The sequence below is a fragment of the Nocardioides halotolerans DSM 19273 genome (genome assembly GCF_000422805.1).
Taxonomy (GTDB): domain Bacteria; phylum Actinomycetota; class Actinomycetes; order Propionibacteriales; family Nocardioidaceae; genus Nocardioides; species Nocardioides halotolerans.
Window position 1 is genome coordinate 13,745 of the sequence record NZ_AUGT01000023.1, and the last position, 14,177, is coordinate 27,921.

The window sequence follows — 14,177 nt, forward strand, 5'->3', positions numbered from 1 at the left end:
GAGGCTAGGAGCCATTCCGGACGTTCTGCTGCCGGTACCTGCGCTAGCGTCTCGGCATGCCCGACCTGCTCGCCCTGGAGGACTCCAGCCCGACCGCCCGGACCCTGCTGGCGCTCGAGCTGCTGCAGGGGAGCCCCGGCATCACCGCCGAGCGGCTGGGTGACCGCCTCGGCGTCTCCGAGCGAGCGGCCCGGCGCTACGTCGCGATCCTGCGCGAGGCCGGGGTGCCGGTCGAGTCCGTCCGGGGGCCGTACGGCGGCTACCGGGTCGGCCGCGGCCTGCGGCTCCCGCCGCTGATGTTCACCGCCACCGAGGCGCTCGGTCTCGTGATGGCGGTGCTGGAGGCGCACGGCGGCACGCACGGCGACGACCCGGTGGCCAGTGCGGTGGGCAAGATGGTGCGCGTCCTGCCCGAGAACGTCGCCCGCCCGCTCGAGGCGCTGCGGCACGTGAGCGCGCGGCGTACGGACCCCGACCCGCCGCACCCCGAGACCACCGCCACCCTGGTGCGCGCCAGCGCCGACCGGCGCCGGGTCCGGATCGGCTACGCGCTCGGCCCCCACCGCGAGCGCACGCTCCAGGTCGACCCGTGGGCGGTGGTGGTGCGGCACGGCCGCTGGTACGTCCTGGGCTGGTCGCACGCCGCGCAGGCCCGCCGGATGTACCGCGTCGACCGGGTGCGCTCGGTCGAGGTGCAGGACGAGTCGTTCGAGCCGCCCGAGGGGCTGGACCCGTTCCGTGCCCTCGAGGAGCAGATGTCGCAGGGCTGGCCGTACGCCGTCGAGGTCGAGATCGACGCCCCGGTCGACGAGGTGCGACGGTGGGTCCGGCGCAGCATGGGCCGCACCGAGGCGATCGACGACGACCGGACCCGCCTGACCGGCACCACCGAGAACCTGCACTGGTACGCCACCGAGATCGCCGAGCTGCCGGCGACCTACCGTGTCGTGGGCGGCCCGGAGATCCGGACCGCCGTGCGCGAGGTGGCCGAGCGGATGCTCGCCTCGCTCGGCCAGTGACGGTCAGACCCGCGCGAGGAACTCCAGCACCCGCTCCTTCATGAGAGCCGCCGCCTCGGCGTCGTACGACGCCAGCGAGGAGTCGGAGAAGAGGTGCTCGGGTCCGGGGTAGGTGAACAGCTCGGCGTCCGGCACCGCGGCGACGAGCGCGCGGGCGGCCTCGAGGTCTCCCTCGTGCGCGAAGAACTCGTCGTCGTCCTTGCCGTGGACCTGCACGGGCACGCCCTCGGGCCACGGGCCGAAGGCCCACTCGCCGGTGAGCGGGATGCACGACTCGAACAGCAGTGCCCCGGCCGCGCCCGGCCGGGTCTGGGCCAGCCGCTGCGCCTGGGCGCCGCCCATCGAGAACCCGGCGTAGACGAGCCCCGCGGGGAGGTCGGCCGCGACCGCGTCGGTGAGGGCCTCGAAGTCGGGGGCGCCGTCGCCGTGCGCGTACTTCGCGCCCTCGGGGATCGAGTCGAACGTCCGGCCGTCGAAGAGGTCCGGCGTGTGCACGGTGTGGCCGGCCCCCCGCAGCTCGTCGGCGAACGCGAGGACGCCGGGGGTGAGGCCCTGGATGTGGTGGAAGAGGAGTACGTCTGCCATGAGGGCGACGCTAGGCCAGGTTCCGGACGAACGACGACCGGATGCCCGCCGGCCGCGCCGGCGGCAAGACGGTCGTGGTCGTTTCGGCGCCCTGACCGCACCCAGCGGTCAGGAGGCGACGAGTGCCGACCAGTCGACGTGCGCCAGCCGGTCGCGGTACTCGCCGACCAGGCCCGGCCAGTTGGTCGTGATCTTGCCGCCGTCGCGGTACCAGTTGTCGCAGGCCGACCAGACGCTGTCGCCGAGCCGGTCCTGCATCTCCCGGTCGTAGGCCCGCGCCACCTCCGGGCGGACCTCGACCGTGCGGGCGCCGCCGTCGGCGACCCGCCGGACCACCTGCGCGATCCAGCCCGCCTGGGCCTCCATCATCCCGATGATCGAGCTGCCGCCGAGGTTGGTGTTGGGCCCGTAGACGCAGAACAGGTTGGGGAAGCCGGGCACGCCGATCCCGAGGTAGGCCGAGGCGCCGTCGCGCCAGACGTCGTGCAGGTCGGCGCCCTCGCGGCCGGTGACCCGAATCGTCCGGAGGAAGTCGGTGGCCGCGAAGCCCGTGCCCCAGATGAGCACGTCGGCGTCGTGCCGCGCACCGGACGCGGTGACCACTCCGGTCGGCTCCACCGAGGCGACCGGCTCCGTGACGACCTCGACGTGGTCGCGGGCGAGCGCGGGGTACCAGTCGTTGCTGAACAGGATCCGCTTGCAGCCGATGGGGTAGTCGGGCTCGAGCCTGCGGCGCAGGGCGGGGTCGGCGACCTGGCGCCGCAGGTGCAGCCGCCACGCCTGGCGCATCGTGGCCAGCAGCGGGGTGGACAGCACCGAGTCGCCGCCCAGCGCCCGGTTGAGCAGCTCGGTCAGGTGGAACGTCGCCCCGCGCTCGCCCCGCATCACCGCCGGCCACCGGTCGAAGGTGCGGTGGTGGAAGGGGCGGTACTCCGTGTCCGGCTTGGGCACGACGTACGGCGCCGACCGCTGGAAGACCGTCATCGAGCCGACCCGGTCCACGATGGCCGGCACGAACTGGATCGCGCTCGCGCCGGTGCCGACCACGGCGACGCGGGCGCCTTCGAGCGGCACGTCGTGGCGCCACTGCGCCGAGTGGAACGCCGGGCCGGCGAAGGTGTCGCGGCCCGGCAGCCCGGGGACCACCGGGTCGGAGAGCTGGCCGACCGCCGAGACCACCACGTCGGCCTCGTGGGTCGTCCCGTCGGTGGTCCGCACCGACCACGTCGCGGTCGCGTCGTCGTACGCCGCCTCCGCGACCGCCTGCCCCGTGTGCACGAGGTCGAGCAGGCCGGCGTCGCCCGCAGCCCGCTCGAGGTAGGCGAGGATCTCGGCCTGGCCCGAGTACCGGTGCGTCCACCCCGGGTTCAGCGACCACGACCAGGAGTAGAGCGGCGACGGCACGTCGCAGGCCGCGCCCGGGTAGGTGTTGTCGCGCCACACGCCGCCGACCGCGCCGGCGCGCTCCAGGATCGTGATGTCCTCGATGCCCTGCTGGCGCAGCGCGCGAGCGGCGCCCAGCCCGCCGAACCCGGCGCCGATGACGACGACCCGAGGCCCGCTCACGTGATCGTCATGCCGCCGTCGACCGCGAGCGTCTGCCCGGTGACGTAGCCCGCGGCGTCGGAGGCGAGGAAGACCACGGCCGCCGCGAGCTCGGCCGGGTCGCCCTTGCGGCCGACCGGGATGCGTGACAGCTGCCCCTCGAGGTAGCCCGGCGGGTACTGCTCGGTCATCTCGGACTCGAAGAAGCCCGGTGCGATCGCGTTGACCCGGATGCCCTTGCGGCCGGTCCACTGCTGGGCCAGGTCGCGGGTGAGCCCGATCAGTGCCGCCTTCGACGAGGAGTACGCCGCCTGCGGGAGCCCGCCGGTGGTCAGGCCGAGCACCGAGCTGATGTTGATGATGCTGGAGCCCGGCTGCATGACCCGCCCGCAGGCCTGGGCCATCCAGTAGCACCCGTTGAGGTTGACGTCGATGACCTGCCGGAACTGCTCCGGCGTCTCGCGGGTGGCCGGCACGGCGGTGCCGATCCCGGCGTTGTTGACGAGCACGTCGACGCGCCCGAGCTCCTCCATCGCCCGCGCGACCAGGTCCGTGCACGACTGCGGGTCGGCGACGTCGGTGCCGTGGGTGACGGCGCGGCGCCCGGCGCCCTCCACGAGCGCCGCGGTCTCCGCCAGCCGGTCGACGCGCCGCGCGCCCAGCGCGACGTCGGCGCCCGCCTCGGCGAGGGCTTGGGCGAATGCGACGCCCAGCCCGCTCGAGGCGCCGGTGACGACGGCGACCTTGCCGTCGAGTCGGAATCGGTCCAGGACGGGACGGTCTGCCATGGTCGCGATCGTAGGCCCGGGGTAGGCGTCGGGACCGGCGGGGCGGGGACGTCCGGGGGATGGTCACGGCCCCGACCCGCCGAGGTCCCGAGCCGTTCTTCTGGGGGGACTCCCACGTTCCCGCCTGGTTTGGACACCTGTCAAGGGTCGTCCTGACACGCGGCAGAAATGTCTGGACGCGTGTCACCATGACGTGATGATCCCGTCCTCCAGGACTCGGCGCTCCCCGGTCGACAAGTACGACGAGCGGCGCAACGAGCTGGCCGAGTCGGCGCTGCTGACCCTGGGCGAGCTCGGCTACGCGCGCACCAGCCTGCGCGAGATCGCGAGCAACTCGCCGTACAGCCACGGGGTCCTGCACTACTACTTCGCCGACAAGCTCGAGCTCGTCGCCTACAGCATCACCCACTACAAGCAGCGCTGCGTGACCCGCTACGACGAGGTGGTCGAGCGGTCCACGACGCCCGAGGCGCTGGTCGAGGCCTTCGCGGCCAGGCTGGTCGAGACGCTGCTCGAGGAGACGGCGATGCACCGGCTCTGGTACGACCTGCGGGTCGAGAGCATGTTCGACGCCCGGCTCCGCGAGACCGTCCTCCACATCGACGCGGCACTGCAGGACATGATCTGGCAGGTCGTGAGCCGCTACGCCGTGCTCGTCGACCGCGAGGTCGCGATGGACGCGCCGGCGGCGTACGCCGTGCTCGACGGGCTGTTCGAGGCCGCGCTGCTCGCCCACGTGACCGGCAACGCCGACGCGGTCTCGCGACTCGTCGAGCAGGTGCACGTCCTGTTGCCGCTGACCCTCGGCCCGCTGCCGCGCGCGGCAGGCACGCGCGCCGGCACCCGCGGGGGCAGGCGGGCGGGCCGGCGGACGGGCGCACCGGTCGGCAGGTCGGTCGACCCCGTCCGGTAGTCTGGTCCCATGCGCAGGACCCTGCTCCTTACCTAGCCGCGCCGACCAGCACCAGTCGACGCGGCCGCCCCTCGCCTACGAGGGGCTTTTTTGTGCCCGAGACAAGAGCGGGATTCTAGTGATGAGGACCTGGAGATGAGCGACACCGACGAGGCCGACGACCAGCGCTACGACCCGGCATCGGTCGAGCAGAAGTGGCAGCAGGTGTGGGCCGACCTCGACCCCTTCCGCGCCGCCGACGACTCGCCGCGCGAGAAGCGCTACGCGCTGACGATGTTCCCCTACCCGAGCGGCGACCTGCACATGGGTCATGCCGAGGTGTTCGCACTGCACGACGTGGCGGCGCGCTACTGGTGGCTGCGCGGCTACGAGGTCCTGAACCCCATGGGCTTCGACTCCTTCGGCCTGAACGCCGAGAACGCCGCGATCCGCGACAACGAGCACCCGGCGACGTTCACCTACGCCAACATCGCGATCTCGACCGAGTCGTGCAAGAAGTTCGGCACCAGCTTCGACTGGAGCCGGACCCTCAACACCTCCGACCCCGAGTACTACCGCTGGACCCAGTGGCTGTTCCTGAAGTTCCGCGAGCGGGGGCTCGCCTACCGCAAGGAGAGCCCGGTCAACTGGTGCCCGGTCGACCAGACCGTGCTGGCCAACGAGCAGGTCATCGACGGCCACTGCGAGCGCTGCGGCGCGGAGGTGACCAAGCGCGAGCTGACCCAGTGGTACTTCAAGATCACCGAGTACGCCCAGGAGCTGCTGGACAACCTGGACGTCCTGGCGCCGACCTGGCCCGACCGCGTGATCAACGCCCAGCGCAACTGGATCGGCCGCTCCGAGGGCGCCCACGTCACCTTCGAGGTGGTCGACGGCGAGCCGCTGACGGTCTACACGACGCGCCCGGACACGCTGTTCGGCGCGACGTTCATGGTCGTGGCGGCCGACGCGCACCTGGCCGCGCAGCTGGTCACCGACGAGCAGCGTCCGGCGTACGACGCCTACCTGGAGGAGGTCCGCAAGGCCTCCGACATCGAGCGGCTGTCGACCGAGCGTCCGAAGACCGGCGTCTTCCTGGGGCGCTACGCCGTCAACCCCGTCAACGGCGAGCAGATCCCGATCTGGGCCGCCGACTACGTGCTGCCCGACTACGGCACGGGCGCGATCATGGCGGTGCCGGCGCAGGACCAGCGCGACTGGGAGTTCGCCCAGAAGTTCGACCTGCCGATCGTCCGCACGGTGCAGCCGCCCGCGGACTGGGAGGGCGAGGCCTACGTCGGCCCCGGCCCCGCGGTCAACTCCGCCAACGACGAGATCTCGCTGGACGGCATGGAGGTCGACGAGGCCAAGACGGCGATCATCGGCTGGCTGGAGCAGCAGAGGGCCGGCACCGGCGCGGTGAACTTCCGGCTGCGCGACTGGCTGCTGTCGCGCCAGCGCTACTGGGGCGCCCCGATCCCGATCGTGCATTGCGCGAAGTGCGGCGAGGTGCCCGTGCCCGAGGACCAGCTGCCGGTCCTGCTGCCCGAGCTGCGCGGCGCGGACCTGACCCCGCGCGGCGTCTCGCCGCTGGCGGCGGCCGAGGACTGGGTCAACGTCGACTGCCCGTCGTGCGGTGGCCCGGCCAAGCGCGACAGCGACACGATGGACACGTTCGTGGACTCGTCGTGGTACTTCCTGCGCTACTGCTCGCCGCACGAGACCGACCGGGCCTTCGACACCGACCTGGTCAACGCGTGGGGGCCGTGCGACGTCTACATCGGCGGCGTCGAGCACGCGGTGCTGCACCTGCTGTACGCGCGCTTCTTCACGATGGTCCTCAACGACATGGGTCTGGTGGGCTTCCGCGAGCCGTTCTCGGCGCAGCTCAACCAGGGCACCGTCATCAACGAGGGCGCCAAGATGTCGAAGTCCAAGGGCAACGGCGTGCGATTGGGGGAGCAACTTGCGGCCTTCGGCGTGGACGCGGTCCGACTGACGCTGGTCTTCGCCGGTCCGCCGGAGGACGACATCGACTGGGCGGACATGTCGCCCACCGGGTCGGTGCGGTTCCTGCAGCGGGCGTGGCGGCTGAGCGGCGACGTGACGTCGCCGGTCGGCGCCGACGCCTCCGGCGGCGACGTGGAGCTGCGGCGCGCCACCGCGCACGCCGTGCACGAGGCGGGCGAGCTGGTCGAGGGCTTCCGCTTCAACGTGATGATCGCCCGCGTCATGGAGCTGGTGAACGCCACCCGCAAGGCCATCGACTCCGGCTGCGGCCCGGCCGACCCCGCCGTGCGCGAGGCGGCCGAGGCGGTCGCGATCATGCTGTCGCTGGTGGCGCCGTACACCGCCGAGGAGATGTGGTCGCGGCTGGGCCACGAGCCGACGGTGGCGCGCACCAGCTGGCCGTCCGTCGACCCCGACCTGCTGGTCGAGTCGTCGGTGACCGCGGTGGTCCAGGTGCAGGGCAAGGTCAAGGCGCGGCTGGAGGTGAGCCCCGACATCGCGGCGTCCGAGCTGGAGGCGCTGGCGCTGGCCGAGCCCGCGGTGGCCCGTGCCATCGAGGGCCGCGAGGTGCGCCGGGTGATCGTGCGCGAGCCGTCGCTGGTCAACGTCGTCGTCTGACCGCGTCCGCGAACCGTTAGCCTCGCGTCCATGCCGGTCGTCGTCGTCACCGACTCGACGGCCAGCCTTCCGCCCGACCTGGCCGCCGAGCGGGGCATCGTGGTGGTGCCGCTGCAGGTCGTGATCGGTGCGCACGTCTACGACGAGGGCTCCGACGGCGCGACGCCCGAGCTGGTGGCGGCGGCGCTCAAGGACTTCCGGCCGGTGAGCACGTCGCGGCCCACGCCCGCGGCCCTGCTCGAGGTCTACGAGGAGTGCGCCCGCAACGGCGCGACCGAGATCGTGTCGGTGCACCTGTCGGCCGAGATGAGCGGGACCTTCGAGTCCGCCCAGCTCGCCGCGCGCGACGCCCCCGTGCCCGTCGTACCCGTGGACAGCCGACAGGTCGGGGTGGCGACGGGGTACGCCGCCCTGTCGGCCGCCGATGTCGTCGACCGGGGCGGGTCGGCGGCCGAGGCCGCCGACGCCGCGCGGGCCCGGGCCGCGGGGAGCCGGTCGCTGTTCTACGTCGACACGCTGGAGTACCTCCGGCGCGGCGGCCGGATCGGAGCCGCCGCCGCCCTGGTCGGCGGGGCGCTCGCCGTGAAGCCGCTGCTGGAGATCTCGGACGGGCGGGTCGCCTCCCTGGAGCGGGTGCGGACCTCGGGCCGCGCGCTGGCGCGCCTGGAGGAGCTCGCGGTGCAGGCCGCGGGCAGCGACCCCGTCGAGGTCACGGTCGCGCACCTCGCCAGCCCCGACCGTGCGGGGCAGCTGCAGGAGAAGCTGGCCACCCGGCTGGCCGACAACCTCGAGGGCCGCGAGGTCGGGTGCGGAGAGCTCGGCGCCGTGCTCGGCGCGCACGTCGGGCCGGGGATGCTCGCGGTCTGCGTGGCGCCGCTCCTGTAGGCACGGCCGGCCGTCCGCCTGCTGTCCACAGGCGGCCCGTGCGCGTCGGCTGTCCACAGGTCGCGCCGGCGCCCGCCACGCCGGCCGCCGGATCTTCCTAGGTTCGACCCATGCGCACGCGACGAACCGCCGAGCACGACGCGGCCCTCTCGCGCCGGCTGGCCCAGCTCGGTGACCAGCTCGGTGACCAGCTCGGTGACGAGCTCGCCGCCGAGCGGTGGGCCGGCGGCGTGCGTCCGGCCCGGCCCGAGCCGCAGCCCGCCACCGACCTCACGACCGCCCCGTGGTGGGACGACCACACCAGGCCCCGGTCGAGGCCCCGGACTGCGCCGCCGACCGACGTGCCGGCACCGGTCGCGCCCGGGCGGCACGCCGCCCGCTCCCGGGGGCCGGCGGGCCTCGGGCCGGCCCAGCTCGCGGTGGTCGCGGTCGTGGTCGCGGTCGGGCTCGCGGTCACCTGCTGGTGGCTGGTGCGCGGCTCCGCCCACGAGGCGCCGGCCCTGGCGGCGGCGCCGGCCCGGCCGCTGGTGTCGGCCCCGCCCGAGGTCGAGCCCGTCGCCGCGGCGCCCACCGGTGCGGCGACGCCGGCCGCCGCTCCCGGCACGGTGACCGTCGACGTGGCGGGCAAGGTGCGCCACCCCGGCATCGCCGTGCTCGACGCGGGCGCGCGGGTGGTCGACGCCCTCGAGGCCGCCGGCGGTGCCCGGCCCGGCGTCGACCTGACCGGCCTCAACCTCGCCCGGGTGCTCGTCGACGGCGAGCAGGTGGTGGTGGGGGAGCCGCCGTCCTCGGGAGCGGCCGCCGGCGGGGCGCCGCCACCGGCCGCGTCGGACGGCCCGGTCACGCTGGTCAACCTCAACACCGCGACCGCCGGGGAGCTCGACACCCTGCCCGAGGTCGGGCCGGTGACCGCGGCGTCGATCCTGCAGTGGCGCGACCAGCACGGCGGGTTCAGCTCGGTGGACGAGCTGCTCGAGATCGACGGCATCGGCGAGGTCACGCTCGGCAAGCTGGCCCCCTACGTCACGGTGTGACCGACGATGGCCCGCACCGCGACCTCGACCTCCGCATGCCGCTGCTGGGCGCGGCCGCCTGGCTCGGCGCCGTCGCTGGCACGCTGGCGACCGGCGCGCTGCTCCTCGGCGTCGTGGTCGGTCTGGTGGTGGTGGGTCCGGTCGTGGTGGCGGTCGTCGTGGCGCGCGCCCGACGCCGGCCGCCCGGGCTGGTGCCTGCGGTGGCCGGCCTCGTGCTCGTGGCCCTCGCCGCGGTCGCGGTCGCCGCGCTCCGGGCCGACCGCATCGCGCACAACCCGGTGGCGTCCCTGGCCGCCGACGGCGCCGCCGTCACGGCGGTCGGCACGGTCGCCTCCGACCCCCACGTCGTCAGCGGCGGTCCGGCGTTCGCCGGCGACCGGGTGGTCTGGCGGCTCGATCTCCGCGAGGTCGCGGGTCGCGGGCGCACGCTCGAGCTCGTCGCGCCGGTGCTGGTGCTCGGCAAGGCCGACGGGGGCCGGGTGCCGCTCGGTGCGACCGTGCGCGTGCACGGGCGCCTGCTCGCCGCCGACGACCGCGACCTCGTCGCCCTGCTCCGGCCGAGCGGCGAAGTCGACGTCCTCGAGCCGCCCGGCCCGTGGTGGCGCGCTGCCGGCGCCGTCCGCCAGGCGCTGCGCGACTCGGTCGCGCACCGTCCCGACGACCAGCGGGCCCTCGTGCCGGCACTCGTCGACGGCGACGACGCGCAGGTCGACCCGGCCCTGCAAGCCGCGTTCCGCGCGACGGGGCTGACCCACCTGCTCGCGGTCTCCGGCACCAACCTCACCCTGCTCGTCGGGTTCCTGCTGGCGGTGGCGCGCTGGTGCCGGGTGCGCGGGCGGTGGCTGCACGTGGTGGCCGCGGCCGGGATCGTCGGCTTCGTCCTGATCGCCCGCACCGAGCCGAGCGTGCTGCGGGCCGCGGTGATGGGCACCATCGGCCTGGTCGCGCTCGGCGCCGACGGCCGGCACCGTGCCCTGCGCGGCCTCGGGGCTGCGGTCGTCGTGCTGGTGCTGCTCGACCCGACGCTGGCCGTCTCGGCCGGGTTCGCGCTGTCCGCGCTCGAGACCGGCGGCATCCTGCTGCTCGCGCCGGCGTGGCGCGACGCGCTCGCGCGCTGGCTCCCTCGCTGGGTGGCGGAGGCGATCGCCGTGCCCGCCGCCGCGCAGCTCGCCTGCACGCCCCTGGTCGCCGCGATCTCCGGGCAGGTCAGCCTGGTGGCGGTCGCGGCCAACCTGCTGGTCGCCCCGGTGGTCGGGCCCGCGACCGTGCTGGGCCTGGCCGGTGGCCTGCTGACGCTGGTGTGGCCACCGCTCGGGCGCCTCTGCGGGACCCTCGCGTCATGGTGCGTGGCGTGGCTGGTCGCCGTGGCCGAGCACGGAGCCGCGCTCCCGACGGCCGCCGTGGGGTGGGGGACCGGGCCGGCCGCGGTCGCGCTGCTGACCGTTGTCACCGTGGTCGTCGCCCTCGCCGGGCCGTGGCTGCTGCGACGACCGCTGACGGGCGTCGCGGCCACCCTCCTGCTGGTCCTCGGCGTCCTGGTGCGGCCTCCGACGTTCGGCTGGCCACCCGAGGGCTGGGTGCTCGTCGCGTGCGACGTCGGCCAGGGTGACGCGCTGGTGCTCAACGCGGGGTCCGGGCGCGCGGTCGTGGTCGACACCGGCCCCGACCCGGCGGCGGTCGACCGGTGCCTCGACCGGCTGGACGTCGACAGCGTGCCGCTGCTCGTGCTCACCCACTTCCATGCCGACCATGTGGGCGGCGTCGAGGGCGTGCTGGCGCGACGGCCGGTCGGCGCGGTCGAGACCACGACGCTGCTCGACCCGCCGGGCGGCGTGCGGGAGGTCGACGACGCGGCCGCCCGGGCCGGGCTGACCCCTGCTCCGGCCACGTTCGCGGCGGCCTCCAGCGTCGGACCGCTCTCGATGCAGGTGCTGTGGCCTCCGCCGGGGCCACCCAGCGCGGGCCCGGGTGACGGGTCGACGGCCAACGAGGCGAGCGTCGTGCTGCTCGTGCAGGTCGCGGGGCTGCGGCTGCTGCTCACCGGCGACGTCGAGCCCGAGGGCCAGGCCGAGCTGGCGCGGCTCCTGCCGGGGCTCCGCGTCGACGTCCTCAAGATGCCCCACCACGGCAGCGCCCACCAGGACGAGGCCTGGCTGCTCTCCCTCCAGCCCTCGGTCGTGCTGGTCTCGGTGGGCGCCGACAACGACTACGGGCACCCTGCCGGGTCGGCGCTGCGGCCGCTCGAGGAGAGCGGCGCCCTCGTCGTCCGCACCGACCAGCACGGCGACCTCGCGGTCGTCGCCGAGGACGGCGCCGCCGCCGTCGCGACCAGCCGCTGAGCGCAGGCGGGGCCCTCGGCGGGCTGTCGGCACACACCACTAGATTTGCCGGCATGGCCAGCCCGGAGACACCGCTCGGCCGGGTCACGCTGGTCACCGGCAAGGAGGAGTTCCTCGGCGAGCGCACGGTCGCGGCCGCCCGCGAGGCCGTGCGGCGGGCCGACCCCGACGCCGAGCTCTCCGAGACCCAGGCCTCCGGGCTGACCCTGGCGACCTTCGGGGAGCTCGCGGCGCCGTCGCTGTTCAGCTCGGTGCGCTGCGTCGTGGTCCGCGCGCTCGAGGACCTCCCCGACGAGTCCGTCGACGGGCTGCTCGCCTACGCCGCCGCTCCGGCCGACGACGTCGCCCTGGTGCTGGTGCACTCCGGCGGCGCCAAGGGCAGCGGGGTGCTCACCAAGCTGCGCAAGCTCCCCACCGTCACCGAGCACAAGTCGGCCGAGCTCCGTCCGAGCGAGTTCCCCCAGTTCGTCGTGAGCGAGGTCAAGCGACTCGGCGCCCGCATCGACGGCGAGGCGGCGTCCGTGCTCGTGCAGGCGGTCGGTCTCGACCTGCGCTCGCTGGCGGCCGCGGCCCACCAGCTCGTCAGCGACTTCCCCGGCGAGACGATCGGGGTCGAGTCGGTGAAGAAGTACTTCGGCGGCCGGGCCGAGGCGAAGTCGTTCGCGGTGGCCGACGCGGCGTTCTCCGGCCGGCGCCAGACCGCGCTCGAGGAGCTCCGCTGGGCTCTCGACGGCGGCACGCCGGCGGTGCTGGTCACCTCGGCCTTCGCCGGCGGGGTGCGTGGCCTGGCGCGCTACCACGGCGCCCCGCCGCGGCTGAAGGAAGCAGACCTGGCCCGCGAGGTCGGCGTGCCGCCGTGGAAGCTGCGGAGCCTGCGCGAGCAGTCGCGCGGCTGGAGCGAGGCCGGCCTGGCGCGGGCGATCCGGGCGGTCGCCCAGGCCGACGCGGACATCAAGGGAGCAGCCAGCGACGCGAGCTACACCCTCGAGCGGCTGGTGCTCACCATCACCAGCCTGCGCGACCCCCGCTGAGCCCCGCGCGCCGGCCACCCCGGCGCGAAATGCAGATCGACCCGCCAGAGAGAGCTTCTGGCGGGCCGAGCAGGGAGGGGCTCAGAGAGAGGCGGCCTTCTGGGCGATCGCGGACTTGCGGTTCGCGGCCTGGTTCTTGTGGATGACGCCCTTGGAGGCGGCCTTGTCGAGCTTCTTCGCGGCGTCCTGGGCGAGCGCCTTGGCCTGCGCGGCGTCGCCGGAGTCGGCGGCCTCGCGGAACTTGCGCACGGCGGTCTTGAGGCCGGTCTTGACGGCCTTGTTGCGCTCGTGACGCTTCTCGTTCTGCTTGTTCCGCTTGATCTGGGACTTGATGTTGGCCACAGGTGCTCTTCCGGTGTGAAGTGGACGATCAGGTGAGTCGATGGGCACGGCGGATCGACCGCCAGCGCGACGGACAACGGTAACAGCGGTGCGCTCGCCCGCTCAAATCCGGGCTCACGTCCAGCCGCGGCGCTCGCCAAGCCACGCCCAGCAGACCTCGCCCTGCCAGCGCTGGGCGTCGCGAAGGTACGGCGAGGCCGGCGGCACCGGGTCTCCGGCGCTCTTGAGGAAGTAGCCCGTGACGAGCGCGAGCACGATGTCGACGTGTTCGGGGGGCACCGCGGAGAGGAGCGGGCTGCGAGCAATCACCGCGGACACGTCGAGGCCGTCGCCGCGCGGCCCGATCAGGAGGAACAGCGAGTCGAGCCAGGAGGCCCCGACGAACGGCCAGTTCCAGTCGCAGAGCAGCGTCCGGCCGTCCGTGGTGAGGAGGATGTTGTCGTCGCGCACGTCGGTGTGCACGACCGTCTCGCCCGCCATCGCCTCGACGTACCGGCCGGCCAGGGCCGCGGCCTCGTCGAGGTGCGGGAGCCCGGGCTCGGTGCGGGCCAGCACGTCCCAGTACGCCGGCCACTCGGCGAACTCCTCCGACGCCGGGGGCAGGTCGAGCCCGGCCGGGGGCGGCGTCAGCACCGGCACGGCGGCGGCGAGCGTGTCGAGGCACGCCTCGAGCTCCGGCAGCCGCCACGGCCGGCGCGGCTGCCGCGCGTCGACGTACTCGGTCGAGAGGACGAACCAGCCGTCGACGTCAAGGGTCCACAGCAGCCGCGGGGCCGGGGCCTCGGGCGGCAGCGCGGCCAGCTTGCGCGCCTCCTCGCGGTAGGCCTGCGCGAACATCCGCTGCGCGACGGTCGACGCCGCCTTCACGAAGTGCCGGCTGCCGTCCTCGCCCTCGAGCACCGAGGCGAACCCCGGGGTGAACCCGCTGTTCTGCGACGTCGCCGAGCGGATCGGCGTCCCGCACCGCTGCTCGACCGCCTCGCGGACCGTGCGCGGCAGGTGTGACCACTCGAGGCGGCGCGCGGTGCGGCCGTGAGGGATCGGTGAGGCGGGCACGAGCCCCATCCTCCCGGCTCGGCGTGCCCTGCG

At 74.4% G+C, this 14,177-nt stretch carries 12 protein-coding genes; 7 read left to right on the plus strand and 5 right to left on the minus strand.

Translation table 11 applies throughout. The annotated features are described in order from the left end of the window. The first annotated feature begins 56 nt into the window (after positions 1-56). Positions 57-1,019 carry a helix-turn-helix transcriptional regulator gene (locus G514_RS0107020; protein ID WP_028651178.1) on the plus strand — a complete coding sequence of 321 codons (963 nt, stop codon included), beginning with the start codon at positions 57-59 and terminating at the stop codon, positions 1,017-1,019. 3 nt (positions 1,020-1,022) lie between these two features. On the opposite strand, the gene G514_RS0107025 is transcribed toward G514_RS0107020, so the two are convergent. The 3 genes from G514_RS0107025 to G514_RS0107035 all read right to left on the minus strand — a co-directional run bounded on the left by G514_RS0107025 (position 1,023) and on the right by G514_RS0107035 (position 3,937). Further along, positions 1,023-1,604, minus strand: coding sequence for a dienelactone hydrolase family protein (locus G514_RS0107025; RefSeq protein ID WP_028651179.1), 582 nt, complete (start codon positions 1,602-1,604; stop codon positions 1,023-1,025). A gap of 108 nt (positions 1,605-1,712) precedes the next feature. After that, complete coding sequence (locus G514_RS0107030; protein ID WP_028651180.1) at positions 1,713-3,170, minus strand: flavin-containing monooxygenase; 1,458 nt, start codon at positions 3,168-3,170, stop codon at positions 1,713-1,715. Beyond that, entirely contained in the window at positions 3,167-3,937 is a 771-nt protein-coding gene (locus G514_RS0107035) for an SDR family NAD(P)-dependent oxidoreductase (RefSeq protein WP_028651181.1), read from the minus strand. Before G514_RS0107035 ends, G514_RS0107030 begins: the two co-directional genes overlap by 4 nt. Before the next feature lie 196 nt (positions 3,938-4,133). On the opposite strand from G514_RS0107035, the gene G514_RS25360 reads away from it, so the two are divergent. The 6 genes from G514_RS25360 to holA all read left to right on the plus strand — a co-directional run bounded on the left by G514_RS25360 (position 4,134) and on the right by holA (position 12,746). Then, complete coding sequence (locus G514_RS25360) at positions 4,134-4,850, plus strand: TetR/AcrR family transcriptional regulator (protein WP_084151846.1); 717 nt, start codon at positions 4,134-4,136, stop codon at positions 4,848-4,850. A 135-nt stretch (positions 4,851-4,985) separates the two neighbouring features. Beyond that, on the plus strand, positions 4,986-7,457 hold the full coding sequence (gene leuS / locus G514_RS0107045; protein WP_028651182.1) for a leucine--tRNA ligase: 2,472 nt from the start codon (positions 4,986-4,988) through the stop codon (positions 7,455-7,457). Between the two features lie 30 nt (positions 7,458-7,487). Then, a complete protein-coding gene (locus G514_RS0107050; protein ID WP_028651183.1) occupies positions 7,488-8,342 on the plus strand; it encodes a DegV family protein in 855 nt (284 codons plus the stop codon). Positions 8,343-8,452: 110 nt separating this feature from the next. Further along, positions 8,453-9,376: a ComEA family DNA-binding protein gene (locus tag G514_RS25365; RefSeq protein WP_051247025.1), complete on the plus strand. Its 924-nt coding sequence runs from the start codon at positions 8,453-8,455 to the stop codon at positions 9,374-9,376. Continuing rightward, positions 9,373-11,715 (plus strand): ComEC/Rec2 family competence protein, encoded by a 2,343-nt coding sequence (locus G514_RS25370; RefSeq protein ID WP_036563947.1) that lies wholly within the window; start codon positions 9,373-9,375, stop codon positions 11,713-11,715. Before G514_RS25365 ends, G514_RS25370 begins: the two co-directional genes overlap by 4 nt. Positions 11,716-11,768: 53 nt before the next feature. Next, on the plus strand, positions 11,769-12,746 hold the full coding sequence (holA, locus tag G514_RS0107065) for a DNA polymerase III subunit delta (protein WP_028651184.1): 978 nt from the start codon (positions 11,769-11,771) through the stop codon (positions 12,744-12,746). Positions 12,747-12,827: 81 nt separating this feature from the next. Here holA and rpsT read toward each other — a convergent pair whose 3' ends face one another. Together rpsT and G514_RS0107075 are read right to left on the minus strand one after the other, a co-directional pair. Continuing rightward, on the minus strand, positions 12,828-13,088 hold the full coding sequence (gene rpsT, locus G514_RS0107070) for a 30S ribosomal protein S20 (protein ID WP_028651185.1): 261 nt from the start codon (positions 13,086-13,088) through the stop codon (positions 12,828-12,830). 114 nt (positions 13,089-13,202) lie between these two features. Beyond that, positions 13,203-14,153, minus strand: a complete 951-nt coding sequence (locus tag G514_RS0107075; RefSeq protein ID WP_028651186.1) for a phosphotransferase — start codon at positions 14,151-14,153, stop codon at positions 13,203-13,205. Positions 14,154-14,177: the final 24 nt, after the last annotated feature.